Consider the following 25,358-nt stretch of genomic DNA (forward strand, 5'->3'; position numbering starts at 1 on the left):
CTACTCCTCGCCGGTGGAAGGATCTGTGGCGCGACGCGTGTCACGGGGCGGCGGAACCGGATCCACCCCGCCCGGGTGCCAGGGGCCACAGCGCGACAGTCGCCGCAGCGTCAGCCAACCACCCCTGAGAGCGCCGTGAACCCGCAGCGCCTCCACGGCATAGGCACTGCAACTCGGATAGAACCGGCAGGTGGGCGGAAGTATCGGTGATACGACCTTGCGGTAGACGTGGATCGGCAACGAGAGCAGCCAGGCGATCGGCCCCGGGCGAGTCACGGGAGCCGCTGCCGGGTCATCGGACGAACCGGGGTCTTGCTCTGCCATTACGCGGGATCCGTGGTGGAGTGGGCACCACCGTCCGATTGATCACCCGGAACCGGCAGGCCCAACTTGCGAGCGGCCCTGTCCAGGTCCCGGCCGAGTTCCGCACTGGTGGCCGCTGCCGCTGGTGGCAGCGCTCGTACCACCACCATTGTGCCCGCGGGCAACACCGGAATGCGGTCACGCATCAGATGACGCAGCTGTCGCGACACCCTGTGCCGGACCACCGCGTTGCCGACGGCCTTACTCACGACGAAACCCACCCTGGGTCGCTCCCGCTTTTCCAGGGTGGGCGGACTGTCGGATGTTCCGCGCTTGTTCTCGTCGTCGGGTTCAGCGACGGCATCGCCGGCAGCCCGGGACTTCACGGCCGGTTCGGCGTCCACCGTCCCGCACGTCAGTGCGTGCAGCACGAGACGTGGCCTGCCCGCTCGACGTCCACGACGTACGACCCGGGTGAAATCCTGGCTGCGCCTGAGCCGCGCTGCCGCTGGAAGCACGGCCCGCCCCGATCAGGCGGTCAGACGCTTACGGCCCCTGCGGCGCCGGGCGGTCACGATGGCGCGGCCGGCCCTGGTGTGCATCCGCTGCCGGAAACCATGCGTCCTGGCCCGTTTGCGGTTGTTCGGCTGGTAGGTGCGCTTGCCCTTGCTCACGGTCGGCTCTCCCGGTTACTACAGGCCAACCATGCGCCTTACAAGGCACAAGATGGCCGCTGTGGCTCGGTCAAGTGTCCCCGCGCTGGAAAGCGGAAGCGGCTTTGGAGCTTTATCCGCGGCAGGCGCACGCACTTTGGTCGTACGCGCACGATCCCGTGCGGACGAACCAGGTTGGGCGCCGGATCGGACTTCGCGACCGACACAACCATCGAACGCCCGCATTACAGCGGGAGACCCAACGAGGGTACTTACTCGAACGCCGAGCCGCGTAGCCGGGGTGCCGGTCAGCGAAGGGACCAGCGCCGCGATCAGGATAGCGCCGGGGATTTCCGAACTCGATCAAGACCGCCCCCAAGAGCGGGCGGAGCGCCACGGACGCCCCCGACAGTCACGGGCCTCCGGCTCTGTCGTACCTTCGGCAGAGCTGTGGACAACTCTGTGGATACCTCGTTTCCACCTTGTCGTACACAGGTGATTCGACCCGGAACCGGCCGAGCGGAATTCACGAACCCGCCACCGGGGCTTCCGGAGTCCCACGGCAACGAGGGGAGGGGAGCTCAGCGGTGTCGGACCACCAAGCCGATCTCGGCAGGGTCTGGGACGAGGTGGTGCACGAGCTGTCATCGGGAACGCTCTCACCCCAACAACGCGCGTGGATGCGCGTGACACGTCCCATCGGACTGCTGGACGGGACCGCCCTGCTGGCGGCCCCGAGCGACTTCGCGAAAGAGGCCATCGAGCGCGCCCTGCGGGATCCGATAACCGACGCGCTCTCGCGCAGGCTCGGCAGAGAGATCTCGCTGGCCGTGAAAGTGGACACCGCGGTTCCCGCCCCGACGCGCCCCGTCACACCACAGTCCATGGGCGAGGAGGACGGTGAGGACGTCCCCGGTCCGGTCGATGCCGATCCGGAACCCGACCCGGAACCCGTCGACGAGGGCCGGTGGCAGTTCGGCCAGGTCGAGCTGCCCTACGAAACCGGCTACGGCGCCACACCGGGGAACGGGCCAATGGGCTACATCCCCGCGGACGAGGCGCAGGGATGGCACGGCAGGCCGAGCGAGCACCGGCAACGCCCCCAAAGCACGCACGAGACCGAGGACTACGGCAACACCGCGCACACGGGTTCGATCAGCGGGGCGCTTCCCCCGGCCCCTCCGGAGCAGCACCGACCCGGGAGCACCGGGTCGGACTACTCGTGGCAGGGCATGACCCCCCTGCCGTTCGGTCCGCAGTACCGGGCCGGCGAACAGCACGCCGACGGCGAGAGCGACTCCGAGCCCGAGGAGGACGAGGAAGGGGAGGCCCTGCGGGCGGCCAACGAGATCTGGCCGACCTTCGGCGGCGACAACAAACCGGAGCAGCAGCAGGGACAGCCCTACACAGCACCCAAGAACGGTCCCCCCACCTCCCAGACCCGGTTGAACGCGAAGTACACCTTCGACACCTTCGTGATCGGCTCCTCCAACAGGTTCGCGCACGCGGCCGCCGTCGCCGGGGCGGAGGCACCGGCGCGCGCCTACAACCCGCTGTTCATCTGGGGAGAGTCCGGACTGGGCAAAACCCACCTGCTGCACGCGGTCGGCCACTACACCCAGCGGCTCTTCCCGGGAATGCGGGTGCGCTACGTCTCCACCGAGGAATTCACCAACGACTTCATCAACTCGCTGCGGGACGACCGGCAGGTGGCCTTCCAGCGGCGCTACCGGGACGTGGACGTGCTGCTGGTGGACGACGTGCAGTTCCTGGAGGGCAAGGAGGGAACCCAGGAGGAGTTCTTCCACACCTTCAACACGCTGCACAACTCGAACAAGCAGATCGTGGTTTCCTCCGACCGGCCGCCGAAGAGCCTGCACACACTGGAGGACCGGCTGCGCACCCGGTTCGAGTGGGGACTGATCACCGACATCCAGCCCCCCGAACTGGAGACCCGCATCGCGATCCTGCGGAAGAAGGCGGCGCAGGACCGGTTGGCAGCGCCCGCGGAAGTGCTGGAGTTCATCGCGGCACGTATCGAGCGCAACATCCGGGAGTTGGAGGGCGCGCTGATCCGGGTGACCGCGTTCGCGTCGCTGAACCAACAGCCGGTGGACGTGCAGCTCGCCGAGATCGTGCTGCGCGATCTGATTCCGGACGACGCCCAGCCCCCGGAGATCAGCACGCAGACCATCATGTCCATGACCGCCGAGTTCTTCGGCGTGACGGTGGACGATCTGTGCGGCCCGGGCAAAACCAAGGCACTCGCCCAGGCGAGACAGATCGCCATGTACCTCTGCCGCGAACTCACCGACTCCTCGCTGCCCAAGATCGGCCAGAGTTTCGGTGGGCGGGACCACACGACGGTGATGCACGCCGACAAGAAGATCCGCAAGGCGATGGCCGAGCGGCGCCGGGTCTACGACCACGTGCAGGAACTCACCGCCAGGATCAAGCAGCAGGCCTCGTTCCTTTAACCGATTGTCTCCCCGGTTGCCGGGATGGGCGCTTGGCGGAACCTCTCGCGGGCTCTCGCTCCGGGGGTCCGACATCGGTAGCGGCCTACACAACGTCGGGCCTTCCTCGCGAGAGCCGCACGCGAGAACCCGCGGCGGTGCCGACTGCCGGGGTGGTTGGAGTGCGGTTACTCGTCGGCGCTGCCGGCCCGGCGATTTCTCGCGAAATCGACCCCCATCCTGGCCGGGCCGCCTCACGCGCCGGGCCCCTCGCCGCAGCGGCCCGGCGATTTCTCGCGAAATCGACGCCGCCCGTGTCCGCGGCCGAGCGGTCCGACGCCTTCCGGACACCTCGCCCGATGAACCGGACTAAAAGCGCAAAACGGGAGTGTGCACAACCTTGATCACACTGCGTACTCGGGAAGCACGAAGATCACACAAATGTGAATTTCCACATCTGAACCCCGCTGAAAGTCACTCGGAAGTGGGGTTGTGCACAGCTTTCGGGATCCCCAAGGATGAGCTGGAACAGCGCCCGATCGCCTCACAGGCTGTACACAACAGCGGGGAACTTGCCCACAGCTACCCTCAAGTTGCCCACAAGATGTCCACAGATTTATCCACAACCTGATCGAGCGATCATGGTGTATCCACAAGAACTGGGGACAACCTGCGAAAATCTTGGGGATCGACTGTGGATCAACACGCCACAACTGTGGACAACTCGGCTTGTGGACAAATCGATCCACAGTGCGGCCTGTTCATCCCCAAGTTGCCCACAGGATTCTCCACAGTCGGGTAGGGCCGCTCAGCAGCGAAAAACCGGGTTGTCCCCAATATCCACAGCCCCTACTACGCCTGCGTTGTTTGGTTTTTCTCTTAAAGACAAGGGGAAACGAAGTAAGGCCGCGAGGCAAGATCAACTTTTCGGGAGCTCCGGGCTCGACGAGCCGTGAAACCCCGGACCCACGTCATGGGCGCAGAGCGCACGCTCTACCGTGGGAGACCCATCGGGCTTGAGAGCCGCCGCGGTTCCGCCGCGCTGGGTGGGGGCTCGAAGCACGATTCGCCGTACCCGCTTCGGTTCGCGGTGCACAGCACACCCGCATCCCGTTCGACCAGGCTCTCCACGACCGAGACGTCGTGGAACCGGAACCGAAAGGACACTCATGAAGATCCGTCTGGAACGTGACGGTCTCGCCGATGCTGTCGCCTGGGTCGCTCGTAGCCTGCCCTCACGCCCGCCGGTACCGGTGCTGGGTGGGATGCTGCTGGATGCCGACGAGGGCAAGCTGACCATCTCCGGTTTCGACTACGAGGTCTCGGCGCAGGTCGGTGTGGACGCTGAGGTGGAGACCGGCGGCAGGACGCTGGTCTCCGGCAGGCTGCTCGCCGACATCACCAAGGCGCTGCCGCAGCGCCCCGTCGAGATCACCGTCGACGGCTCCCGGGTGAGCATCACCTGCGGCAGTTCCCGCTTCAGCCTCCCCACCATGCCCGTGGAGGACTATCCACAGCTGCCGCGGATGCCCGAGCTCGCCGGCTCCGTGCAGGGTGACTCGTTCAGCTCGGCGGTGGCCCAGGTCGCCGTGGCCGCGGGCAAGGACGAGACGCTGCCCATGCTCACCGGCGTGCGGATCGAGATCAACAATGATCAGCTGACCCTGGTGGCCACCGACCGGTTCCGACTCGCGATGCGCGAGCTCACCTGGCAGCCCACCGAGTCCGTCGAGGACACCGAGGTGCTGGTTCCCGCACGCACCCTGTCCGAGTCGGCCAAGACACTGGGCGGCGCGGGCACCACCGTGGAACTGTCGCTGGCCTCCTCCGACGGGCTGCTCGGCCTGTCCGGAACCACCCGCCGCAGCACGACCAGGCTGCTGGACGCCGAGTTCCCGCCCTACCGCAAGCTGCTGCCCGACGAGTACTCCACCTCCGCCGTGGTCGACGTGGGGACGCTCGCCGACGCGATCAAGCGTGTCTCGCTGGTCGCCGAGCGCGGCACCCAGGTGCGGCTGGAGTTCTCCGAGAACGCGCTGCGCCTGACCGCGGGCGGTGACGACGAGGGCAGCGCCGAGGAGGAACTCCCGGTCGAGTTCGAGGGCGAGCCGCTGACCATCGCTTTCAACCCGAGCTACCTGCAGGACGGGCTTTCCGCGCTCAAGGCGGACCGGGCCCGCATGCTCTTCACGACTTCCAGCCGTCCCGCCGTGATCAAACCCGCGGGTGAGGACGGCGAGGTGCTTCCCGGGTATTTGTACCTGCTCATGCCGGTTCGGATGCCGGGCTGAAAACGCAGCACGTTCACGCGGCCCAACGCGGTGCGACGTCGGCTGCGACGACGTTGCTGTGACCCCGCCCCGGTGCGATCCGCCGGGGCGAGGCCAGCGAAGTGTGAAAGGGAGTTTCGGTGCAACTGGGTCTGGTCGGTCTCGGCAAGATGGGCTACAACATGCGCGAGCGGCTGCGCGCGGACGGCCACGAGGTCGTGGGCTACGACCGTGACCAGCAGGTAGCCGACGCGTCCTCGATCACCGCCATGGTGGCCGAGCTCACCGCGCCGCGCACCGTGTGGGTCATGGTTCCGCACGGCGAGCCAACCAGCAGCACCGTCCGGGAACTCGCCGGACTGCTCGAACCGGGCGACCTCGTGATCGAGGGCGGCAACTCGCGCTACACCGACGACCGGGACAACGCGGCGTTGCTGGCCGAGTCCGGAATCTCCTACGTCGATGTGGGCGTTTCCGGCGGAGTCTGGGGTGCCGACAACGGCTACGGCCTGATGGCGGGTGGCGAGACCGCCGACGTGCAACGCGCCATGCCGATCTTCGACACGCTGCGCCCCGCGGGCGAGCGGGCCAAGGGCTTCGTGCACGCGGGCCCGGTCGGCGCGGGCCACTACGCCAAGATGGTGCACAACGGCATCGAGTACGGCCTGATGCAGGCGTACGCCGAGGGCTTCGAACTGCTCGCCGCATCGGACCTGGTCACCGATGTCGCTGGCACGATCAAGGCATGGAGCCACGGCACCGTGGTGCGTTCCTGGCTGCTGGACCTGCTGGTCCGGGCCATGGAGCAGGATCCGGAGCTGGAGCAGTTGCAGGGCTATGTCACCGACTCCGGTGAGGGCCGCTGGACCGTCGAGGAGTCCATCAACCACGCGGTACCCACCCCGGCGATCACCGCCGCGCTGTTCGCCAGGTTCGCCTCCCGGCAGGACGACTCGCCCGCCATGAAGGCGGTGGCCGCGTTGCGCAACCAGTTCGGCGGTCACGCGGTGCAGTCCAGCGACGGCGAGTGAGCCGCTGGTGGTGGCCGCGCCGCGGTCACCACGTCCCCACCCGGTTCGTGCCTCCTCGCCCCTAGGACCGTCGTGTACGTACGCCACCTGCAACTCACCGATTTCCGGTCCTGGCAGCACGTGGACCTTCCGCTGGACGCCGGGCCGACGGCGCTGGTCGGCGCCAACGGTCAGGGCAAGACGAACCTGGTCGAGGCGCTCGGCTACGTGGCCACCCTCGGTTCGCACCGCGTGCCCAACGACGCCCCGCTGATCAGGCACGGTGCCCAGCGCGCGGTGGTACGTGCGGCCGTGGTGAACCAGGACAGGGAACTGCTCGTCGAACTGGAGATCGCCCCGGGGCGGGCCAATCGCGCGCGGATCAACCGCGGCTCGGCCACGAAACCGCGCGACGTCCTCGGCATCCTGCGCACCGTGCTGTTCGCCCCGGAGGACCTGGCGCTGGTGCGGGGCGATCCCGGCGGGCGGCGGGACTTCCTCGACGAGCTGCTGGTGGCCCGATCCCCGCGTTACGCCGGGGTGCGTTCCGACTACGAGAAGGTGCTCAAGCAGCGCAGCGCACTGCTGAAGTCGGCGGGCGCGGCGCGGAGCACCGATCCGGCCGACCTGCGCACCCTCGAGGTCTGGGACGGCCACCTCGCCAAGTACGGCGCCGATCTCCTGGCGGGCAGGTTGGACCTGGTCGCCGACCTGATGCCACACGTCACGCGTTGCTACGCCGAGGTCGCCGCTGACGGGTCGCAGCCGGGTGAGGGCCCCGCGTCCCGGGTGGCCGAGCTGGCCTACCGCGGCAGCGTGCCGGGACTGCCCGAGGAGTACGGCACCCCGCACGGCACACGGGCCGATCCCGTCACGATCGAGTCAGCCCTGCTGACGCGGCTCGGCGAGTCCCGGCAGCAGGAGCTGGAGCGCGGTGTGTCGCTGTCGGGGCCGCACCGCGACGACCTGGAGCTGGTGCTGGGGCGGGCTCCGGCCAAGGGATATGCCAGTCACGGCGAGTCCTGGTCGTTCGCGCTCGCGTTGCGACTGGCCTCGTATCACCTCCTGTCCGAGGATGGTGCCGAACCCGTGCTGCTCCTGGACGACGTCTTCGCGGAGCTGGACGCGCGGCGGCGCGCCCGGTTGGCCCGGTCGGTGGCCGGGGCGGAACAGGTACTGGTGACCGCGGCCGTGGCCGAGGACGTTCCCGCCGAACTGTCGGGGGTTCGGTTCGACGTGCGCGAGGGGGAGGTGCGGCGTGCCGAATGAGTTCGGAGGACGACCCAGGTCCGCGGCCGAGCGTGACGCGTTGTTCGCGTCCTGGCGGCCGGCACGAGCAGCGTCGGGCCGGTCCCTTACCTCACCCGGCGGTGGCGACTCGGAACACGGGGCCACGGTTGGGGATCGAACTGTGGACAGTGTGGACAACTCGAAGGGTGCTTCGAGTTCCCGCGACACCACATCTGCCGATAGCCGGGCCGCGGGACTCGAACCCGTTGGGGCAGCGGGCGAACGGACGACGGGTTCGGACCTGGCCCGCGCGGCGTTGCAGGCGGCGCGCGAGAAGTCCAAAGCACGCCCCCGTGGCCGGGGCGCGCGCCCGACCGGCCGCACTCGGCGCAGCCGTGGCTGGTCCGGCCCCGACGCCGACGACCGGGATCCGCAGGAGCTGGGGCGGCTGCTCCGGCGGGTCGTCGACGCCAGAGGGTGGTCCGAGCGGTTGACCGGCGGCCAGCTGTTCGGGCGCTGGGCGGAACTCGTGGGGGAGGAGATCGCGGCGCACAGCGAACCGGTCGAGTTGAGCGAGGGGGTGCTCACGCTGCGGGCGGAGTCCACGGCGTGGGCCACCGAGCTCCGGTTGTTGCAGCGCCAGCTCGTGCAACGGATCGCGGACGGCCTCGGCAGCCGGGTGGTGCGGCGGATCAAGGTGTCCGGTCCGGCGGCGCCCAGCTGGCGGCACGGACCCCGGCACATCTCCGGGAGGGGGCCGCGCGACACCTACGGGTGAGCCGCTTCGCGGGGGTGGTGGTGCGTGCCCGGGCCTCCGGGTGGAACCGGGGCCGTCCCGCTTTCAGGTGAGGTTCGCGCGGTTCGGGCACCCGGGTTGTACCGGGCGGCAGGCTACAAGTCAGAATCTTCCTGTCGTGTTCGCCGCCCTTTAAAGGTGTCCTGATCCGTTTTGGTCGCTCTGTGAGCAAGCCAGGGGTGTCCTTGGCGGCTTTCTGACAGGGCCGACCAGTAGAATGGCGGTGGGTCCGGTTCGTTCGTCGGTGTCGTGGCGTTCCAGTACCGGACGGCGGTGGGGTCGTACCGGCCCCGGCCCGCGGGGCGGCTTCGCCGATCCCGCCGTGCGGGCCGCAGACTCAAGCGATTCGGCTCTAGGAGACTCCGAGGCCCGTGACAGCGAAGAAGAACGAATACAGCGCTTCATCCATCACCGTTCTCGAGGGCCTTGAGGCAGTCCGCAAGCGTCCCGGTATGTACATCGGCTCGACCGGAGAGCGCGGCCTGCACCATCTTGTGCAGGAGGTTGTGGACAACTCGGTGGACGAGGCGATGGCAGGCCATGCCAGCGAGGTCACCGTCACACTGCTCGCCGACGGCGGCGTCCGCGTAACCGACGACGGGCGCGGTATCCCGGTGGACGAGCACCCCGTGGAGAAGAAACCCACGCTGGAAGTCGTGCTGACGATGCTGCACGCGGGCGGCAAGTTCGGCGGTGACAGCTACGCGGTCTCCGGCGGGCTGCACGGCGTCGGCGTCTCGGTCGTCAACGCGTTGTCCACCGGACTCGAGGCCGAGGTGCACCGCGACGGCCACGTGTGGCGGCAGCGCTACGAGGACTCCAAACCCGTCTCGTCCCCGGAACAGGGCGAGCGCACCGGGGAGACCGGCACCAGCATCACTTTCTGGGCCGATCCGGAGATCTTCGAGACCACGCGGTTCGACGCCGAGACCATCGCCAGGCGGCTGCAGGAGATGGCGTTCCTCAACAAGGGGCTGCGCATCGTGCTGCGGGACGAGCGCGCCGCCGCCGAGGACAGCTCGGGGGAGGACGCCTCCGGCGAGTCCGCCCGCGCCGCCGAACGGGTGTTCCACTACCCGGGTGGCCTGGAGGACTTCGTCGCGCACATCAACCACACCAAGGACCCCATCCACAAGAAGATCGTGAGCTTCAGTGCGGCCGGCGAGGGGCACGAGGTCGAGATCGCGATGCAGTGGAACGAGGGGTTCAACCAGTCGGTCTACACCTTCGCCAACACGATCAACACCCACGAGGGCGGTACCCACGAGGAGGGCTTCCGCTCCGCACTGACCAGGGTCGTCAACTCCTACGCCAAGGAGAAGAAGCTCCTCAAGGACAAGGACGGCAGCCTGACCGGCGACGACGTCCGCGAAGGGCTCGCCGCGATTATCTCGGTCAAGGTCTCCGAACCGCAGTTCGAGGGGCAGACCAAGACCAAGCTGGGCAACACCGAGGTCAAGTCCTTCGTGCAGACCACCGCGTTCGAGTGGCTCAACGACTGGTTCGAGCGCAACCCCGCCGACGCCAAGAACATCATCAACAAGGCGGTCTCCTCCGCGCAGGCCAGGGTCGCCGCCCGCAAGGCCAAGGACCTGGTGCGGCGCAAGTCGGCGATGGACATCGGCGGACTGCCGGGCAAGCTCAAGGACTGCCAGTCCAACAACCCCGACGAGTGCGAGCTCTACATCGTCGAGGGCGACTCGGCAGGCGGCTCCGCCAAGGAGGGCAGGGAATCCCGCTACCAGGCGATCCTGCCCATCCGAGGCAAGATCATCAATGTGGAGAAGTCGCGGATCGACAAGGTCCTCAAGAACAACGAGGTCCAGTCGATCATCACCGCCCTGGGCACGGGCATCCACGACGAGTTCGACCTGTCCAAGCTGCGCTACAGCAAGATCGTGCTGATGGCCGACGCCGACGTGGACGGGCAGCACATCCGCACGCTGCTGCTCACGCTGCTGTTCCGGTTCATGCGACCGCTGATCGAGAACGGGCACGTCTACCTGGCCAGCCCGCCGCTCTACAAGATCAAGTGGCCGCGTTCGCAGCCGCAGTACGTCTACAGCGACCGCGAGCGCGACGCGGTGCTGCAGCAGGGCGCCGAGGAGGGGCGCAAGCTCCCCAAGGAGGAGGGCATCCAGCGGTACAAGGGGCTGGGCGAGATGAACGCCCCCGAGCTCTGGGAGACCACCATGGATCCCGACAACCGCGTGCTGATGCAGGTCAGCCTGGACGACGCGGCCACGGCCGACGAGCTGTTCAGCGTGTTGATGGGCGAGGACGTGGAAGCGCGCCGCTCCTTCATCACCCGCAACGCCAAGGGCGTCCGACTGCTCGACGTCTGATCGACGCCCGCGCCGAATCCCCACGACCCCGCGTGCTCGTCCGGCGGTGGTCGGGCCGCGTACCCGACGGGGCCACCGGGCGAACCGCGACCGCCAACCCAGCGAAGAGAAGGACGGTATGACCGAGACCTTGCCCCCGGAGGGTGGCCGAGTCGAACCGGTCGATCTCCAGCAGGAGATGCAGAACTCCTACATCGACTACGCCATGAGCGTCATCGTGGCGCGGGCGCTGCCCGACGTGCGCGACGGGCTCAAACCGGTGCACCGCAGGGTGCTGTACGCGATGTACGACTCCGGGTTCCGGCCCGACCGCTCCTACGTGAAGTGCTCGCGCGTGGTCGGCGACGTGATGGGTAACTACCACCCGCACGGCGACTCGGCGATCTACGACACCCTGGTGCGGATGGCCCAGCCGTGGTCGATGCGCAACGTGCTCATCGACGGCCAGGGCAACTTCGGCTCGCCCGGCAACGATCCGGCCGCCGCGATGCGCTATACCGAATCCCGGCTGGCGCCGCTGGCGATGAGCATGCTGGCCGAGATCGAAGAGGACACCGTCGAGTTCTCGGACAACTACGACGGGCGCACGCAGGAGCCGGACGTCCTGCCCTCGCGCATCCCCAACCTGCTGGTCAACGGCGGTGGCGGCATCGCGGTGGGGATGGCGACCAACATCCCGCCGCACAACCTGCGCGAGGTCGCCGACGGCGTGGTCTGGGCGCTGGACAATCCCGAGGCCACCGACGACGAGCTGCTCGAGGCCATGATCGAGCGCATCAAGGGTCCGGACTTCCCGACCCACGCGATGATCATGGGAACCAACGCGATCGCCGATGCCTACCGCACGGGCCGCGGCTCGCTCCGGATGCGCGCGGTGGTCGACGTGGAGGAGGACGCGAAGGGGCGCACCTCGCTGGTGGTCACCGAGCTCCCGTACCAGGTCAACCCGGACAACCTGATCGAGAACATCGCCACGATGCATCGTGAGGGCAAGATCTCGGGGATCACCGACATCGCCGACGAGTCCAACAGTCGGCGCGGTATGCGCATCGTGGTCACGCTCAAGCGGGACGCGATCCCCAAGGTCGTGCTCAACAACCTCTACAAGCACACCCAGCTGCAGACCACCTTCGGCGTCAACATGCTGGCGCTGGTCGACGGCGTGCCCCGCACCCTGCGGCTGGACCAGGTGATCCGCTACTACGTGCGGCACCAGATCGACGTGATCGTGCGGCGCACCAGGCACCGCCTGCAGCGTGCCGAACGGCGTGCCCACATCCTGCGCGGGCTGACGCTGGCGCTGGACCAGCTGGACGCGGTCATCAACCTGATCCGGGGCTCGTCGACCGTGGACGACGCCCGTTCCGGGTTGATCGAGCTGCTCGGCATCGACGAGGACCAGGCCACCGCGATCCTGGACATGCAGCTGCGCAAGCTGGCCGCGCTGGAGCGGCAGAAGCTGCTGGACGAGCTGGCCGAGATCGAGGCGCAGATCGCCGATCTCAACGACATCCTGGCCAAGCCGGAGCGGCAGCGCCTGATCGTGCGCGACGAGCTGATGGAGATCGTGCACAAGCACGGCGAGGAGCGACGCACCAGGATCGTCCCGTACGAGGGTGAGGTTTCCATGGAGGACCTCATCGCGGACGAGGACGTGGTGGTGACCATCACCCGAACCGGTTATGCCAAGCGGACCCGTACCGATCTCTACCGGGCCCAGAAGCGCGGCGGCAAGGGTGTGCAGGGCGCCGCGCTGAAGCAGGACGACATCGTCTCGCACTTCTTCGTGTGCTCCACGCACGACTGGATCCTGTTCTTCACCAACAAGGGGCGGGTCTACCGTGCCAAGGCCTACGAGCTGCCGGAGGCGAATCGCACCGCCCGCGGGCAGCACGTGGCGAACCTGCTCGCGTTCCAGCCGGACGAGCACATCGCCCAGGTGATGCAGATCAAGGACTACACCGTCGCCCCGTACCTGGTGCTGGCCACCAAGAACGGTCTGGTCAAGAAGTCCAAGCTCACCGACTTCGACTCCAACCGTTCCGGCGGGCTGATCGGCGTCAACCTCAAGGACGGCGACGAGCTGGTCGGTGCCGTGCTCTGCTCGCCGGAGGACGACCTGCTGCTGGTCTCGGCCGAGGGGCAGTCCATCCGCTTCAACGCCAGTGACGAGGTGCTGCGCCCGATGGGGCGTGCCACCTCCGGCGTGTTGGGGATGCGGTTCAACTCCGGTGACGAGCTGCTGGCCATGGGCGTCTGCCACGAGGACCGTTACGTGCTGGTCGCGACCCAGGGCGGGTACGCCAAACGCACGCCCATCGACGAGTACCCGGTGCAGGGACGCGGCGGTAAGGGCGTGTTGACCATTCAGCACGACCGGAAACGTGGCAGGCTAGTGGCAGCGCTCATCGCCGAACTGGAGGATGAGCTCTACGCGATCACCTCCACGGGCGGGGTCATTCGCACCACCGCCAAGGAGGTGCGCAAGGCCGGTAGGCAGACGAAGGGGGTGCGCCTGATGGATCTGGGTGAGGGGAACTCGCTGGTGGCCATCGCGCGCAACGCTGATGAAGCCGCCGATCCGGACGCAGCCGGCCCGGAGCAACGAAAGTAGGCGCGGGGAACCCCGCGTGGTAGGCAGCCGACGATCAGTGAAGGATCGCTCGTGACATCTTCGGACAAGCCGCAGGAATCGGAGTCCCGTTCAACCGGCGAGCAGGAAACGACCTCGACCACTACGACGGCGGAGGCGACCACCTCGGTTTCCGAGGGGATGTCCACGGACGCTGCCGAGAGCGGTGGGGATTCGCGTGGTTCGGCCGGTGGCGCGAAGGGCTCCAGCAGTGAGGCCGACGGTTCCGGGGGCACTCCTCCCTGGCAGCGAGTGGGTGGCTCGATGAGCGCTTCCGCCGCCTCGGCGGACACCTCCTCGGGCGCCACGGAGGTTTCGGACGACTCGGACGGGCATCGTGGCGCGGACTCGGGGACGGGATACGAGGAGGAGGAAACGCACCGGATTCCGCATCCCGGTGGTTCGGCTTCCCAATCAGCCGGTTCCCAATCCGCCGGTGCGCAGTCCGCCGGGGACTCCGTCGGTGACGGTGCCGGTGACGGTGCCGCGGAATCGGCCCGTGCGGGAATCTCGCTGGGCATGGGGGGCGGCGCTCGCGGTGGGGCGGCCACTCAGGGCGCGCCGCGTCGGCCGAGTCGCGGTCCTCGGCGGGCGAGCCTGCAGATTCGGCGGGTGGATCCGTGGTCGGTGCTCAAGCTGGCCCTCATGCTCAGCGTCACGCTGTTCTTCGTGTGGTTGATCGCCGTGGCGGTGCTGTACGGGGTGCTCGGCGGTATGGGGGTTTGGGAGCAGCTCAACGGGACGTTCAGTGAGCTGACCCAGCCCGAGAACTCGTTGAGCCAGCCGTTGATCAGCCCGGTGCGGGTGTTCGCGGTGGCCTCGATGATCGGTGCGGTCAACATCGTGCTGTTCACCGCCCTGGCCACCGTCGCCGGGTTCATCTACAACGTGGCGGCGGACTTCGTCGGTGGGGTCGAGGTGACCCTTTCCGAGCGGGAGTGAGGTTCCGGTTGACTCCCGGTTCCCCGGTTGACCTGGGGTTCCGGGAGTCCGCTCCGGGGACGGTCGCCACTCGGGGCGGTGAAGGGGACCCCCCTTTGGAAGACGATCGTGTGGGTGTGTAGTATCTATAACCGCACGCAGGGCCTATAGCTCAGTCGGTTAGAGCGCTTTGCTGATAACGAAGAGGTCGGAGGTTCAAGTCCTCCTAGGCCCACGTGACACGTGCCGCCGCTGCGATTATCGCGGCGGCGGCATACGTTCGTAGTAGGAGGCGTCCGAAGTGAAGAAGCTGCTCGTTCTCGCTGCTGTTGCCGGTGCCGTCCTGTTCGTCGTGCGTCGCAAGACCGCGGCCAAGGCGGAGGCCGATCTGTGGCGTGAAGCTACCGCGGAGGTCTGAGCGAACCGCGGTTCGGCCGCGCTTCGGGGTGTCCCACTACGACACCACCGATCGGGCAACGTTGTCCGCGGGCCGTGGGGCAGTGCTTCGGCGCTGCGAGGGGACGTAGCTCAATCGGCAGAGCACCGCTTTTGCAAGGCGGGGGTTAGGGGTTCGATTCCCCTCGTCTCCACCAACGAAGGACCAGGTCATTTGGCCTGGTCCTTTTTCGTGTTCCACCGCGTGACGCGTCCCGGGGCGTGTCCGGGGCACAGCCGCCGAACCGGACTCCCCGGCAGCGGGAACCGCTGAAACCTTGCGGCCACGTGTGTCGCACGGTCGGTCGCGGATTCGAAAAAACCCTTCGCGCCGGTTCGAGTCGCCCATTACGATCTCGAGCGGTTCCCACGGTGGGAGCGCGAGATCCGCGCGTGGCCGTCCGGTCGCTGAGCTGAAAGCAGGTTTCGTCAATGGCGTGTCGTATCGGCGAGCTCGTGCTCGATTGTCGCGATCCCGAGGTGCTGGCGCGGTTCTGGTGCGAGGTCCTGGACTTCGTGGAGCTCGGCCGCGAATACGCCGGGGAGGACTACGCCATCGAGATCGGGCCGCGCGAAGGGTTCGGTGGCCCACAGCCGACGATCATCCTCCGGAGCGGGGGCGAGCCGTGCCGGGGAAAGTCTCGACTGCACATCGATCTCAACCCCACTGATCGCGATCAGGACGCCGAACTCGAACGCCTCCGCGCGCTCGGGGCGCGCCCGGCCGACATCGGCCAGACCGGCGAGGAGCAGTGGAACGTCCTCGCCGATCCCGAGGGCAACGAGTTCTGCCTGCTCAAGGCCCGTCTCAACCCGCTCTGACGGGGCCGCGTGCCCGGCGCGGCCCTTCTTCGTGGGTGGGTTTCGTCGAGCTCGACAAAATTTCACAACTGCCCGCACGGTGCCGTACAGGGGGCGTGCCGGGGCGGGACGGTTCAGCGGGGTGATGTGCGATGTCCACGGAGAGCAGGCCACGGTTCCCGTGGCCGTGGTTGGTGCCGAGTCTCGTGCTCCTGGTCGGCATGAGTGCTTGGGGGGCGACGGTGTATCCCGAACTGCCCGAAACGGTGCCTCAGCACATCGGTCCGGGCGGGGTCGACGCGTGGGCACGCAAATCCGTCGGCTCCGCCTTCGTGCCCGTCTTCCTCTACATCGTGACCACGGTGCTGTTCGCGGGCGCCGCCTTCGCCGTCGCACGGACCGAACCCGAGAACGAGCTGCCGTCCGCCGCTCGCACCGGCGCGGTCAAGCGCCCCGCCACCAGAGCCTCGGCGGTGCGGCAGGCCAGGGCAGTCCTGGTGCTCAACGCCGCCCTGGGCACGGCGCTGCTACCGCTGTGCGCCGTCCAGTGGCGCACCATACGGACGGCCGAGGTCGGCTGGTGGCCGCTCCCGGTGTTCCTCGTGCTCTTCGTCGCCGGGTTGGTGCCGCTGTTCGTCGCGGCTCGGCGGGATCGGGTGGAGAAGCGTCGAACCACCCGCTGAGATTCCCGCCTTGGGTCCGTGCCCGGTGGATACGCCCGGTGGATACGCCCGGTCGGACGAAGCCGGGTTTCCGAGTGACGCACGCCGGGCAGCCCGCATGCGCACGGGAGCGGCACCTCTTCGGTGGCCGCCTAGGTTGCCTCGGTGCTTCGCGAATCCCGGAAACGGCACGCCGTTGTCGTTCGGGAGTAACTTGAATGTCGTCTCCGGTCGACAAGCGCCGAAGCGGAAAGCACAGGTGGGAAATGCGGACGACGGCAACGAAACTCGAGCGGTCCCGGCGGCACTGGGATCGGCAGTCCCCGAGCTACGACCGGCAGATGGGGCGCATCGAGCGCCGCTTCTTCGGTGACACCAGGCAGTGGTTGTGCGGGCTGGCGGAGGGGGAGGTGCTGGAGGTGGCCATCGGCACCGGGCTCAACCTCGACCGGTATCCGGCCGGGATTCGATTGACGGGGGTGGACATCAGCACGGGGATGCTCGACCAGGCGCGCCGTCGCGCCGAGAGGTCGGGGCGTTCGGTGGAACTCGGCATCGGTGACGCGCAGCGGTTGGCCTTCCCGGATTCCTCGTTCGACACGGTCGTCTGCACCTTCTCGCTGTGCGCGGTTCCCGATGTCCGTGCCGCGTTCTCCGAGATGGATCGTGTGCTCAAGCCGGGTGGGTTGCTGTTGTTGGCCGACCACGTGGTGAGTACCTCTCGGCCGGTGCGGGTGGTGCAGCGACTGCTGGATCTGGTCATGGTTCCGCAGGCTGGGGAGCACTTCCGGCGTCGTCCGATCGAGCAGGTCCGCGCGGCCGGTTTCGAGCTGCAGCGGCACGAGAGGTTCAAGCTCGGCATGGTGGAGCGCCTGGTCGCCCGCAGTCCCGCGTCGTGACGCCTACCGGGTCCGTGGCGAGGTCGCCCGGAGCTGTGGTCGTTGCCCGTGTCGTTCCCCGAATCGTCCGGTGCTTCGCCGCGGTGGAGCTGTGGCCCCGAGCCTTCCGTTACGGATTCCGGGTGTCCTGTCGAGCGGTCAGGAAGTCGCGATACCACTCGACGGTGGCGCGCAAGCCGTCGACGAGCGGGGTGGGTCGACGGTCGAAGTGCCGCTCGAACGGTGTCGAGACCATGTTCTGCGGCACGAGGTGCTGGTAGAAGATCTCGGCGTACTCGCTCATGAACCGCTCGTCGAACGGTCCGGTGGCCACCGGTTGGTCGAGCACCCGTGTGGTGATGCCGCCGCCGATGATCCGTTCGACGAGTGCGTGGATGTGCTCGGTGCTGACCGCGGGCACCGTGGGCAGGTGCCACACCCGGCCGAGCGCCGCCTCGTCGGTGGTGGTCCCGAGGTCGACCAGCCCGGTGGCGATGTCGGGCAGGTAGGAGTAGCTGTGCGGCAGTGTGATGTCGCCGAATCCCAGGGCGGGCTCGCCGGTCAGCACGGCGGGGAAGAACGCTCCCCCCAGCGTGGAGTTCACCACCCGCGGCCCGTAGAAGTCGGCGGCCCGTCCCAGTGCGACTCTCGCTTCGCCGGTGTGGTGCGCGTCCAGGTAGGCACGGTCCAGCGCGGCGCGCATCCGACCCTTGCGGCTCGTCGCCTCCCAAGGGGTCTGTTCCGTGATCGCCGCGCCGTCGGCCTCGCCGTAGGGATAGAGCGTGTCGAGCACCACCAGCCTCGCGTCGTTCCGGTGTGCGGCGGTGAGCACCGCTCGGCCGATGTTCGGTATCGCCTCCACCTGGAGGTGGTAGGGCACGTTGACGGCGTGGTAGATCGTCGCGGCTCCCTCGGTCGCCGCCACCGCCCGCTCGGGTGAGGAGATGTCGGCCGTCACCGTTTCGACTCCGGCGGGAGCGTCGTCGATCGGGGTGCGGTTGACGTGTCGTACCCGCAGGCCACGTGCGAGCAGTTCGTCCACGAGGGTTCTGCCGGCGGGACCCGCGCCGAGTACGACGTGTGGTTTGCCGGTGGTCGTGTTCATCGTTCCCTCCGATTCGTGAGTGAATGTTCATTCACTTTTGTGGGCGACAACAGCCGCCGTGATGTTCGCCGCCGTGAGGTCTTTCGGTCGGGGCGGAGAACAGTGGTCAGGAGGCCGGGCTGTGCCGGAATCCCTTCGTGAGCGAGTTCGCCCAGTCGGCATCGGTGTCGAACGCGTCGATCGCGGTCAGCAGGTGGCACAACTGGCCGCGTGCCAGAAAGTGCTGCGCCTGGCTCGCGTCGGCCCGTGCCCTGGAGACCACCAGGGAGGTGATCCGTCCGACGCCGTCGCGCACGGCCGATGCCACTTCCGGGAGCTGGGTCGAGGCCAGTGCCTGCACCTGTAGCAGCAACAGGTCGCGGTCACCGATCAGTTCGGCGTACCGGGCTCCCATCCTGTTCAGGATCTCGTCGGTCTCCGCGTCCCCGGCCTCCTCGGCGGCTTCCGCGAGTTCGTCGAGTATGCGGTCGTAGCAGTCACCGATCGCCGCGACGAACAGGTCGATCTTGCGTGGGAACAACTTCATGACGTAGGCCGAGGAGATTCCCGCGTGCTCGGCCACTCGAGTGACCGGGCTGGTCTCGTACCCGGAGCGGGCGAACACGGTCACCGCGCTGCGGATGACGGCGCGCCTGCGCTCCTCGGCTGTCGCTCTGGAACCCGTCCGCATAGTGAGTGACTGTACATTCACTATCGTGGGGTCGCAAGTAGCTCCGAGGCGGCGCACAGCCCGACCCGCGTGCTGACCGTGTTGACGCTGTTCTTCGTGCCGCTGATCCCAACGCACGTCAAGCGGGTCACACAGTGCGCCTTCCGCGGTTCCGTACAGAAAGTGTCCGAAAAAGGACGCTGAACGCATGACCGCTCAGGAACAACCGCGGTTCGACTCCGCCGCTCCGGCCGGGAACGGAGCAGCGACACCCGACTGCTTCGTGGGACGAACGATGTCCTGTTGTGCCGGTGCCTCGAAACGTCGAGTCCGGACCGCCCGACGCGCGTACCGAACGGGCTCAATTCGACTGGGCGTGCCGACCAGCGGTCTGCAGCACCGCCACATCCGACCGACCCGTTCCGCTCGACTCGCTGTCGACGGAATCGGTCCCGGCCTCCTCGTTGTCGCGGTGCCTGCCGCTGAGCGCCGAGTCGACCAGCAGGTCCGCGAACTCGGGCGGCTCGGAAACGGCGATCTCGGAGTCGATCGGATCGGACAGTTCGCGGGCCAGTTCGGCGAAGATCGGGTTCATCGTCTCGTTCGTGAGGTTGTCGGACATCGTTTCCTCTCCTGTTCTCCGGATCGTTCCGCTCGGTTGTCGCGTTGTCGTCGTTGTGGGGGAGGGGCCCGAACTTCCCCGGTTCGGGCCCCGGTGCACCGCCCGATCCCTCCCCCGTGAACGCCGATGACCGGGCGGTGCTCACGGACGCGTGCCCTCGGCGCCGGGGCTCCCCGTTGCCGTCCGTTGTCCGTGGGACGCACGGTCCGCCCGCTCGTGACGTGACTAGATCCGTCCGATTTCGTTCCGCTACCCGGTCGTTATGACCGGTTCGGGAAACCGTGGCGCGGCCGCTGGTGGCCGGAAAGCCTGTCGGTGCGTCGGACAGCCCGGTCTCCGCTCCGTACCGGGCTTCGTGCCGGGTTACTTCAGTCGGTCGCGGCGCGGCCGTGTGCCTGCTCGACGGTTCGCTTCACGGCGCGGACGGTGTGGCGCATCCCGCCCTCCAGTCGCGACCTGCGGCGGGCCAGGAACAGCGCCGCCTGTTGCTCGGAGAGCTCGGCGAGCTGGATCCGCAGCCCGTGGCGTAGTTCACTCATCACGTACCGCTGGGTCAGCAGACAACCGCCCTCGGCAGGAGTGACCTCGAACGACCAGATCGAGGTGTCGGCCGCGTTCACACTGCTGTGGACGCACCACGAGAACAGGCGGGGGCGGTCGGCCTCCAGGACCTCGCACTCGGTGGTCCAGTCGCGCTGCTCGTCCCTGTTGTGGCCGTGGAAGCGGGCTCCGGGTTGTCCGGGTGGGCCGGTGAGCCATTCCCCACCGGTGTTCTCGGGGCTCCACTCGCCCATGCGGGTGATATCGCTGACGGTGTCGTAGACGGTGTGGGGAGCGGCGTCGATGTGTACGGCGGCGTGCAGCTCGAAGCGCGTGTCGATCTCGGGCTCGGCCATACGCGTACTCTGCCGAGCCACCCTGACAAATCGCTCCGACGAATCGCCCGGGATTACCGGCGTGGGGGCCGGTACGAGAACCACCGGCCCCCACATCCGCTGTCGTTCACCGTCGGTCAGTGATTCTGCGACCCCTGGTGCGGCTGCTTGTCCGAAACCTGGCCGTTCTCGGTCGACGCGGGGCTCTGGCCCTGCGGCTCGTTCGGGGGGAACTGCCCGTCGTCGATCGGCAGTTCCTCGGGACGGCGCGAGAGGGCGGCTGCCGCCGCTGCCGCGGTTCCGGCGAGGATCAGCACCACCCACGGCCACTTGCGCCGCTTGGGCTTGCCCGGATCGATCCGCCCCGCAAGCTCCTTGCGCGCGACCTCGGCGCTCTTGGCGAGCTGCTTGCGCTGCTTGGCGGTCCGCTTGTCCCACGCCTTGCGGGCCTTCTTGCCGCGTTTGGCGAGTTCCTTGCGGGACATTCCGGTGGCCCGCTGCGCGATGCGTTCCTGCAGGTCGTCCGTGGAGATGCCGCGTGCGGCCAGCTCCTGTTCGGCCAGTGCCGCGGCCTGCTTGGACACCTTCGATCCCACGGTGCGGGCCTTGACCGCACCGTGCTTGGCGCCCTTCACTCCGGTGCCGACGGCCCTGCCCACGTTCTCGCCGGCGCGGGACATCGCTTTGACCTCGTCCATGCTGTTGCCTCCTATTCCTGGGCCCTGCCGGACTCCTCGCCCGGGTGGCACCGCTGATCGTCCGGCTTTCGCGGGATTACCGCCGTGATCAGCGAGCTGTGGACCCGGTGCTCGCTTCGCGTTCACCGGGTACCGCGCACTCCTTGACGATCAAACCCCATACTGCACCCTGTGGCGGTTCGTACGCTCGTCGATGCGAGGATGAGATGGTGGCAGACAACGGATCGCTCGTGGGAACGACAGTGACCGCGACCCTGCATACTACGCAGGGCAATATTCGAGTCGAGTTGTTCCCGAACCAGGCTCCAAAGACCGTGTCCAACTTCGTCGGGCTCGCGGAGGGGACGGCGGACTACACGGAGCCCAACGCCCGGGGTGAACGGTCCGGCCCGTTCTACGACGGTGTGATCTTTCACCGGGTCATCGATGGTTTCATGATCCAGACCGGGGATCCGACCGGTACCGGTCGTGGTGGCCCCGGTTACACGTTCTCCGACGAGTTCCACCCCGAGTTGCAGTTCAACCGGCCGTACCTGTTGGCCATGGCCAACGCTGGGCCGAACACCAACGGCTCGCAGTTCTTCATCTCGGTCGCGCCGACCACGTGGTTGAACTACAAGCACACCATCTTCGGCGAGGTCGCCGACCAGGAATCGCGTAACGTGGTGGACGAGATCGCCAACACCGCCACCGGTCAGGGCGATCGTCCTGTCAACGACATCGTCATCGAGAAGGTGACCATCGAACGTGGCGAGACCGCCGAAGCCTGAGCCGTGGCGACGCGGCCGGTGCCGGTCGCGCGCCTCGCACGTGGAGCGGGGTTCGAGGTGAACGTTCCACCCGGACAGGGCGGGGACCCGAACAGTCCCCAGGGAATGCCGACGTGTCCGCGTCACCCGGACCGGCAGACCGGACTGAGCTGCACGCGTTGCGGGCGCCCCGCTTGCCCGGAGTGCCTGCGGGACGCCTCGGTGGGGCAGCACTGCGTGGACTGCGTCAAGCAGGGACAGCGCGGTGTTCGCCAGCCGGTGACCGTGGCGGGGGCTCCGCTGCGGAGCAAACCCGTGTTGGTTCCCGGGCTGATCGCGGTGAACGTGCTGCTCTACGTGCTCACCGCGGTCCAGGCTGGTTCGGCCGCCGCCAACAGCTCCGCCCCGCTGTTCCAGGCGTGGTGGTTGATGCCCGCACAGGTGGCGGGAGACCAGTGGTGGCGGGTTTTCACCTCGGCCTTCCTGCACTTCGGGCTGATTCACCTGCTGATCAACATGATCGCGCTGTGGGTGGTCGGTCGTGATCTGGAGTTGTTGCTCGGCAGACTCCGGTTCTCCGCCGTCTACCTGCTCTCGCTGCTCGGCGGCAGCATGTTCGTCTTCCTGTTCGACGCGCCGTTCACGCGGACGGCCGGTGCCTCGGCCGCGTTGTACGGGTTGTTCGGCGGGCTGGCCGTGGCCGCATGGCGCCTGAAGCTGAACATAAGGCCCATCCTGCTCGTGATCGGGCTCAACGTGGTGCTTACCGTCACCATCCCGAACATCTCGCTGTTCGGGCACCTCGGTGGACTCGTGCTGGGTGCGGTGTCCACCGCCGCGCTGCTGTACGCGCCCGCCGCGCGCCGCAACCGCTGGCAGGCCGGAGGACTGGTCGCGGTGTTCCTGGTGATCGTGGCCGCGATGCTCACCCGCGACGCGATACTCGGCGGCACGGTGTGCGACGTGCTGCAGGGCAGGGAGCTCTGCGTGCGGACGGACTGATCCGGACTCCCGCCGCACCGGGACTCGTCCGCACCGCGTCCGCACCGGGAGCCGTGTGAGTTCGTGGGACGCCGAGCGCCGCTTCGGGAGTGCCGGGAGCGCGGTCTCGACGCGGTCGGAGACATCAGCCGCGGCAGTTTCAGCGCCGGGCGTTCCTCAGTGCCGCCGTGTTTCTCAGCGCCGCAGCGTTTCGAGGTCCTCGGCCACTTCGGCCGGTTCCGCGCCCAGATCGAACCGCCCCAACAGCAGCAGTCCACCGGTCAGATCCGCTTCGGGAACCTCGATCTCCAGCATCGGCACGGTGCGGCCGAACCGGCTGCTGGTGGTGACGCGGTACGAGAGCCGTGCCCAGGGCCAGCGGTGGCTGCCACCGAGCGTGCGCACGGTTATCCCGTCGGGATCGGCACGAAGCCTGGGGCGCAGGTAGGTCAGACATCCCGCGACCACCACGACCACCGCCAGGGCGGCGCCGAGGAAGACGCGGTCGAGGCTGCTCCCGGCCAGCCACACCACGGGTACCAGTCCCGCGGCCACCACCCAGCAGAGCACCAGCGCGCCTACCGGTGTGGACCAGATCCGGGATTGCGCCGCGCCGGGAACGCCGGAGTTGTCATCGCAGCTCAACGGCTATCCGAACGAAGTTGTCCACAGGAGTTGTCCACATGGGGATGACTTACATTCGTGTTATTCGGCGTCCCGGCCCGGACAGCTCTCACCGCCATTTCATGGTCATCAACAGCCCGATGATCATGAATCCGAAGCCGACGGCGAAGTTCCACGGCCCGAGATCGGCCATGAACGGGATCTTGGGGCCCGCCAGATAGTTGACCACCAGCCACAGCAGGCCCAGCACCATCATGCCGAGCATCACGCCGACGTAGATGGGGTGGGAGGGTCCGGCTGACTTCGCCTTCACCGGTGTGCGGCGATCTACTGGCGGGGGTGAGGAGGTCTTCTTGCGGACCTTTGACTTGGGCATGGTGTCCTCGCCAGGTGGGTTCGGCCGCCCCGACCGTGCTGCTCGCCCGGTGAGACGGACCTTCCTCGACACGTTCCACACGCCGCCCAGCGAGGTGATCCGCACGTTCGACCGGACCGGCACCGTAGGTGCCCGGCGACCGGCGGCGGGCGAACCGCCCCGAGGCGACTTGTCTCCACTCACACGTTAACGCAATATCCCGATTTTCCGAACAACCCGTATGCTGCTGTCGATATCCCTCGATCGGGGTCGGTGAGGACGTCATGGTGAGTCTCGACACGCCGCCGCAGGCACCGCCGCCGGAGCGGCGGCCGGGTCGGTTGCGCGCGGTGCTGCGCGGATTCGGGGAGGGGCTCATCACACTGGGGCTGGTGGTGCTGCTCTTCGTGTTCTACGAGGTGCAGGTGACCAGCTGGTTCTCGGCACGCCAGCAGGCCGATGCCACGCAGCGGTTGAGTGATCGTTGGCAGGAGGTCTCCCCCGAGGACCGGGCACCGGAGCCCATCCCCGGGCGTGGCTTCGCCCGGCTCTACGTACCGGCACTGGGATCGGGCTTCCCCTTCACCGTCCTGGAGGGCACCGACCAGGACACCCTGGCCGCCGGGCCGGGGCACTACACCGGTACGGCCCTTCCCGGGGAGCGGGGCAACTTCGCCCTCGCCGGGCACCGCTCCGGACGCATGGCCCCGTTCGGGGATCTCGACCGGCTCGGCTCCTGCGACGCGATGGTCGTCGAAACGGCCAGCGAGTGGTACGTCTACCGAGTGCTCCCGCTGCGGGGCGAGGCCGCCGACTGGGACCCGGAAACCGCTCCGGAACGCTGTGCCGGTGCGGCACCGATCGGAGGCCCCTACAGCGAGGTCTTCGGCAGGAACATCGTCGAGCCACAACGTCGCGAGGTCATCCACCCCGTGCCCGGCGTGTCCCGTGGGACGGTGCCCGAGCAGTGGCGCAGCAGGCTGATCACGCTCACCACCTGTCATCCGCGCTACTCGGCCGAGAAGCGGATGATCGTGCACGGCGTGCTGACCAAGCGTTATCCGAAGGTGGCGGACCGGCCGGATCTCCGGCCGCCGGAACTGGGCGGCTGAGCACCGCGACACGAGAGCGGGTTGTGGAATGTACGCATGGATCTGGCGCCGGCTGCCCGGGCCGCTCGCGGTGCGGGCCGTCACGGCACTGCTGCTGGTGGCCGGGGTGATCGCGCTGCTGCTGTTCGTGGTCTTTCCCGCGGTCGAGCCGCTGCTGCCGTTCGGCGACCCCACCCTGGAATGAACCCTCGCGGGA

Annotated in this window: 26 protein-coding genes and 2 tRNA genes; 18 read left to right on the forward strand and 10 right to left on the reverse strand. The window is 67.9% G+C overall.

Annotation, left to right across the window (positions count from 1 at the left end):
- From yidD to rpmH, 3 genes are read right to left on the reverse strand one after another with little or no spacing between them, the layout of a single operon-like run.
- On the reverse strand, window positions 1-324 hold the full coding sequence (gene yidD / locus J2S53_RS16110; RefSeq protein WP_456241669.1) for a membrane protein insertion efficiency factor YidD: 324 nt from the start codon (window positions 322-324) through the stop codon (window positions 1-3).
- Window positions 324-821, reverse strand: coding sequence for a ribonuclease P protein component (gene rnpA / locus J2S53_RS16115; RefSeq protein WP_092978147.1), 498 nt, complete (start codon window positions 819-821; stop codon window positions 324-326). The genes yidD and rnpA overlap by 1 nt, the downstream gene beginning before the upstream one ends.
- 12 nt (window positions 822-833) lie before the next feature.
- On the reverse strand, window positions 834-977 hold the full coding sequence (rpmH, locus tag J2S53_RS16120; RefSeq protein WP_092627947.1) for a 50S ribosomal protein L34: 144 nt from the start codon (window positions 975-977) through the stop codon (window positions 834-836).
- A gap of 566 nt (window positions 978-1,543) precedes the next feature.
- Between rpmH and dnaA the strand changes: the two genes are divergently transcribed.
- The 14 genes from dnaA to J2S53_RS16190 all read left to right on the forward strand — a co-directional run bounded on the left by dnaA (window position 1,544) and on the right by J2S53_RS16190 (window position 17,413).
- Window positions 1,544-3,433 carry a chromosomal replication initiator protein DnaA gene (dnaA, locus tag J2S53_RS16125; RefSeq protein WP_456241670.1) on the forward strand — a complete coding sequence of 630 codons (1,890 nt, stop codon included), beginning with the start codon at window positions 1,544-1,546 and terminating at the stop codon, window positions 3,431-3,433.
- Between the two features lie 1,148 nt (window positions 3,434-4,581).
- Window positions 4,582-5,703 carry a DNA polymerase III subunit beta gene (gene dnaN / locus J2S53_RS16130; RefSeq protein WP_092925145.1) on the forward strand — a complete coding sequence of 374 codons (1,122 nt, stop codon included), beginning with the start codon at window positions 4,582-4,584 and terminating at the stop codon, window positions 5,701-5,703.
- Window positions 5,704-5,822: 119 nt separating this feature from the next.
- Window positions 5,823-6,713 (forward strand): phosphogluconate dehydrogenase (NAD(+)-dependent, decarboxylating), encoded by an 891-nt coding sequence (gene gnd, locus J2S53_RS16135; protein ID WP_092925147.1) that lies wholly within the window; start codon window positions 5,823-5,825, stop codon window positions 6,711-6,713.
- A gap of 72 nt (window positions 6,714-6,785) precedes the next feature.
- Window positions 6,786-7,961 carry a DNA replication/repair protein RecF gene (gene recF / locus J2S53_RS16140; protein ID WP_456241671.1) on the forward strand — a complete coding sequence of 392 codons (1,176 nt, stop codon included), beginning with the start codon at window positions 6,786-6,788 and terminating at the stop codon, window positions 7,959-7,961.
- Window positions 7,962-8,112: 151 nt separating this feature from the next.
- Window positions 8,113-8,700 carry a DUF721 domain-containing protein gene (locus tag J2S53_RS16145; protein WP_456242807.1) on the forward strand — a complete coding sequence of 196 codons (588 nt, stop codon included), beginning with the start codon at window positions 8,113-8,115 and terminating at the stop codon, window positions 8,698-8,700.
- Window positions 8,701-9,089: 389 nt separating this feature from the next.
- Window positions 9,090-11,063: a DNA topoisomerase (ATP-hydrolyzing) subunit B gene (gene gyrB, locus J2S53_RS16150; RefSeq protein WP_456241672.1), complete on the forward strand. Its 1,974-nt coding sequence runs from the start codon at window positions 9,090-9,092 to the stop codon at window positions 11,061-11,063.
- Between the two features lie 118 nt (window positions 11,064-11,181).
- Entirely contained in the window at window positions 11,182-13,677 is a 2,496-nt protein-coding gene (gyrA, locus tag J2S53_RS16155) for a DNA gyrase subunit A (RefSeq protein WP_456241673.1), read from the forward strand.
- A 51-nt stretch (window positions 13,678-13,728) separates the two neighbouring features.
- Window positions 13,729-14,637: a DUF3566 domain-containing protein gene (locus J2S53_RS16160; RefSeq protein ID WP_456241674.1), complete on the forward strand. Its 909-nt coding sequence runs from the start codon at window positions 13,729-13,731 to the stop codon at window positions 14,635-14,637.
- A 140-nt stretch (window positions 14,638-14,777) separates the two neighbouring features.
- Window positions 14,778-14,851: transfer RNA gene (locus J2S53_RS16165), tRNA-Ile, on the forward strand.
- Between the two features lie 66 nt (window positions 14,852-14,917).
- Window positions 14,918-15,034 carry a DLW-39 family protein gene (locus J2S53_RS16170; RefSeq protein ID WP_130468691.1) on the forward strand — a complete coding sequence of 39 codons (117 nt, stop codon included), beginning with the start codon at window positions 14,918-14,920 and terminating at the stop codon, window positions 15,032-15,034.
- 99 nt (window positions 15,035-15,133) lie between these two features.
- Window positions 15,134-15,209: transfer RNA gene (locus tag J2S53_RS16175), tRNA-Ala, on the forward strand.
- A 274-nt stretch (window positions 15,210-15,483) separates the two neighbouring features.
- On the forward strand, window positions 15,484-15,873 hold the full coding sequence (locus J2S53_RS16180) for a VOC family protein (RefSeq protein ID WP_456241675.1): 390 nt from the start codon (window positions 15,484-15,486) through the stop codon (window positions 15,871-15,873).
- Between the two features lie 131 nt (window positions 15,874-16,004).
- Window positions 16,005-16,535, forward strand: a complete 531-nt coding sequence (locus tag J2S53_RS16185) for a DUF1648 domain-containing protein (RefSeq protein ID WP_456241676.1) — start codon at window positions 16,005-16,007, stop codon at window positions 16,533-16,535.
- A 245-nt stretch (window positions 16,536-16,780) separates the two neighbouring features.
- Entirely contained in the window at window positions 16,781-17,413 is a 633-nt protein-coding gene (locus tag J2S53_RS16190; RefSeq protein ID WP_092978133.1) for a class I SAM-dependent methyltransferase, read from the forward strand.
- A 109-nt stretch (window positions 17,414-17,522) separates the two neighbouring features.
- On the opposite strand, the gene J2S53_RS16195 is transcribed toward J2S53_RS16190, so the two are convergent.
- The 5 genes from J2S53_RS16195 to J2S53_RS16215 all read right to left on the reverse strand — a co-directional run bounded on the left by J2S53_RS16195 (window position 17,523) and on the right by J2S53_RS16215 (window position 21,341).
- Window positions 17,523-18,497, reverse strand: a complete 975-nt coding sequence (locus tag J2S53_RS16195; RefSeq protein WP_456241677.1) for an NAD-dependent epimerase/dehydratase family protein — start codon at window positions 18,495-18,497, stop codon at window positions 17,523-17,525.
- A 106-nt stretch (window positions 18,498-18,603) separates the two neighbouring features.
- A complete protein-coding gene (locus J2S53_RS16200; RefSeq protein ID WP_456241678.1) occupies window positions 18,604-19,167 on the reverse strand; it encodes a TetR/AcrR family transcriptional regulator in 564 nt (187 codons plus the stop codon).
- Window positions 19,168-19,507: 340 nt separating this feature from the next.
- Window positions 19,508-19,768, reverse strand: coding sequence for a hypothetical protein (locus J2S53_RS16205; protein ID WP_456241679.1), 261 nt, complete (start codon window positions 19,766-19,768; stop codon window positions 19,508-19,510).
- Window positions 19,769-20,136: 368 nt separating this feature from the next.
- Window positions 20,137-20,664 (reverse strand): SRPBCC family protein, encoded by a 528-nt coding sequence (locus J2S53_RS16210; protein WP_456241680.1) that lies wholly within the window; start codon window positions 20,662-20,664, stop codon window positions 20,137-20,139.
- Window positions 20,665-20,780: 116 nt separating this feature from the next.
- Window positions 20,781-21,341 (reverse strand): hypothetical protein, encoded by a 561-nt coding sequence (locus J2S53_RS16215; RefSeq protein WP_092925164.1) that lies wholly within the window; start codon window positions 21,339-21,341, stop codon window positions 20,781-20,783.
- 206 nt (window positions 21,342-21,547) lie between these two features.
- Here J2S53_RS16215 and J2S53_RS16220 point away from each other — a divergent pair, with 206 nt between their 5' ends.
- Window positions 21,548-22,111: a peptidylprolyl isomerase gene (locus tag J2S53_RS16220; RefSeq protein ID WP_175530086.1), complete on the forward strand. Its 564-nt coding sequence runs from the start codon at window positions 21,548-21,550 to the stop codon at window positions 22,109-22,111.
- 57 nt (window positions 22,112-22,168) lie between these two features.
- On the forward strand, window positions 22,169-23,092 hold the full coding sequence (locus J2S53_RS16225) for a rhomboid family intramembrane serine protease (protein WP_456241681.1): 924 nt from the start codon (window positions 22,169-22,171) through the stop codon (window positions 23,090-23,092).
- Between the two features lie 174 nt (window positions 23,093-23,266).
- On the opposite strand, the gene J2S53_RS16230 is transcribed toward J2S53_RS16225, so the two are convergent.
- Together J2S53_RS16230 and crgA are read right to left on the reverse strand one after the other, a co-directional pair.
- Window positions 23,267-23,716 carry a PH domain-containing protein gene (locus J2S53_RS16230; RefSeq protein WP_456241682.1) on the reverse strand — a complete coding sequence of 150 codons (450 nt, stop codon included), beginning with the start codon at window positions 23,714-23,716 and terminating at the stop codon, window positions 23,267-23,269.
- Between the two features lie 88 nt (window positions 23,717-23,804).
- Window positions 23,805-24,071, reverse strand: coding sequence for a cell division protein CrgA (gene crgA / locus J2S53_RS16235; RefSeq protein WP_092627966.1), 267 nt, complete (start codon window positions 24,069-24,071; stop codon window positions 23,805-23,807).
- Window positions 24,072-24,337: 266 nt separating this feature from the next.
- On the opposite strand from crgA, the gene J2S53_RS16240 reads away from it, so the two are divergent.
- On the forward strand, window positions 24,338-25,162 hold the full coding sequence (locus tag J2S53_RS16240) for a class E sortase (protein ID WP_456241683.1): 825 nt from the start codon (window positions 24,338-24,340) through the stop codon (window positions 25,160-25,162).
- A 28-nt stretch (window positions 25,163-25,190) separates the two neighbouring features.
- Window positions 25,191-25,346, forward strand: coding sequence for a hypothetical protein (locus J2S53_RS16245; protein WP_092978119.1), 156 nt, complete (start codon window positions 25,191-25,193; stop codon window positions 25,344-25,346).
- Window positions 25,347-25,358 lie beyond the last annotated feature (12 nt).

This window comes from Actinopolyspora lacussalsi (assembly GCA_030803735.1).
Taxonomy (GTDB): domain Bacteria; phylum Actinomycetota; class Actinomycetes; order Mycobacteriales; family Pseudonocardiaceae; genus Actinopolyspora; species Actinopolyspora lacussalsi.